We start from the raw sequence: 2047 nt of genomic DNA, 5'->3' as shown, positions 1-2047 counted from the left end.
TGCTCGGCCTCGGCTTCATCGGCAGACTGCGCATGGGCACGGTGGGGTGGAACCACCATGGAGACAGCCGCGAGACCGATGGCAAAAGCGAGACGGGGCAGGAATGAACTCAATGGGCGAAAAAAAAAAATCTGCCGCTTTACAGAATGGCTGTTTTCTGCCATTTCTTCAGGCGGCAAACAAACTTTCACAAAGGTAGATTTATTCCAACTAATATTTTCATCAGTGTAAAAGGTTACGTGAAACGTTCCAGCCTAAACGACGCTCTTGTACAAGACCATTAATCATATCTTCTAAACGGGTTGCCATAAGATTCCAATCATGTGCATCGAGCCATTCATGCATGTTAGCTTGAACATTCCGACGAAGTGCCGGACTTTCGAGTAAATTACCGATAACTCGAATTAACTCATTCGGATCATTATTCTCAGCCCATGCAGCAGCATTCCCAAGTTCTGAAAATATCTGCACTCGCGTTGCAACAAGAGGTACCATAGTTGCAAGAGCAGTTCGTACAGCTCCACTAGCTGAATCATCGCTTTCCGAATAAGGAAGCGCAATAACATCACATTCACCAAGTAATTTTTCAATTTTTTCGACAGGAAGAAAATCAAAATACCATTCAATAGCATCTTCAATTCCAAGCTTTATTGCCATATCTTGACAAGATTGAATGAAACTATCTTGGTCATTACCAGGGAAACGTGCATTAACAAGACGTAATTTTATTCCTGGCCAGCGTCTCTTAAGACCAGCAATCGCTTGGATCAACTTATCGATCCCTTTATGACGGAAAAAGAAGCCATGACAGCCAATAATTGGCGAATCACTTGCCCCAATTTGTCGAGGCCAAGGGGTATTATGCGGTGCAAATGCACCATGAGGAAAGAGACCGAGATTTTTTGTCAGCCCCAAACCTAGAAGAAAATTCATATCGTCAATATTATGCACAAGAATACGCGTCATCTTTGAAAGACCATTGATGATCATTGCAGCTTCTTCTCCACTTACCCGTCGAAGATTACGTGCATTATGAAGAACAGCAATGGATACCATCGTTGAAAGTCGAGGATCGTTTCCTATGCAACCTAGTTGTTCCCATGAAATCAGTCCGTCCTGATGTTGAATAACAATGGCCTCTGACCCTTTGGAGTAAGCTGCATCAACAATTTCTATTGCTTTATCTCCAATAAATTTCCAAACATTTTCATGGTGCAATACACCTTGTCTGGTAGGAGAACGGTAATCACTAAAAATAGTTAAGTTTTTCTGTTGTTCTGAACTCATACGCATTAGGAGATAATCCGAATATTGGGCAATGCCGCATTGGATAGCCCAAGTGCTAACCCAAGCAATTTTTGCAGGTGATGTATCACGTGGCTCAAGCAAGCTACGTGACATGGCCGTGAAGCGTTGAGTCCATGCTTTTGTGTCTCCTTCGACATATGAGACTAAAAGCGCACTTTTTGCACGGATACTAATTTCATCCCGTCGATTGGGGTCAGCAAGCTCACGTAAGGCATTCACAAGATCTTCGACGTCAGGTTCCAACCACATCGCATGAGACCCTTGGACATGACTTGTGGAACGTGCAAACCGATATCGGATAAGTCGTGCTTGTTCCGGACCACAAAAATCACGCTGACCACCCTGAGCTGTTACTATAAGTGGAAGCCCAGAAGCCATTGCCTCAAGCGCAGGGAGATTAAAACCTTCTCCTCTCGATGGTAGCACCATGGCATCAGCAGATGCATAAAGATCACGCAACTCTTCGCCATTCATATCCTTATTGATGATTATTACCGGTGCAAGGGAGGGCACTTGTTTGCGAAGGTTATCTAATTGTTCTTCGGAATCATTGTGTGGATTTGGAAAAGTCTTGATAATAAGTTCAACATTATCAGATGCTGAAAATGCCTTGGCCCACGCTTTAAGCAGAACATCGATCCCTTTACGTGGGAAACAAGACGAAACATGCAGAAAGCGTCTGATAGGTTGATTTGGAACTCTAGCCTCAGCCATTTTCCAGAATGGCTTTAGATCTACA

General features: G+C 43.6%; 1 protein-coding gene. It reads right to left on the bottom strand.

The annotated features are described in order from the left end of the window. Nucleotides 1-222: 222 nt before the first annotated feature. The coding region (locus tag CPA56_RS09410; RefSeq protein WP_229707601.1) for a glycosyltransferase family 4 protein at nt 223-2047 on the bottom strand (1825 nt) is incomplete at its 5' end.

Origin of the sequence: Bombella mellum (genome assembly GCF_014048465.1) — a bacterium.
Lineage (GTDB): Bacteria > Pseudomonadota > Alphaproteobacteria > Acetobacterales > Acetobacteraceae > Bombella > Bombella mellum.
Note: the sequence above shows the minus strand (reverse complement) of the source record. Positions and strands in the feature narration are given on the sequence as shown.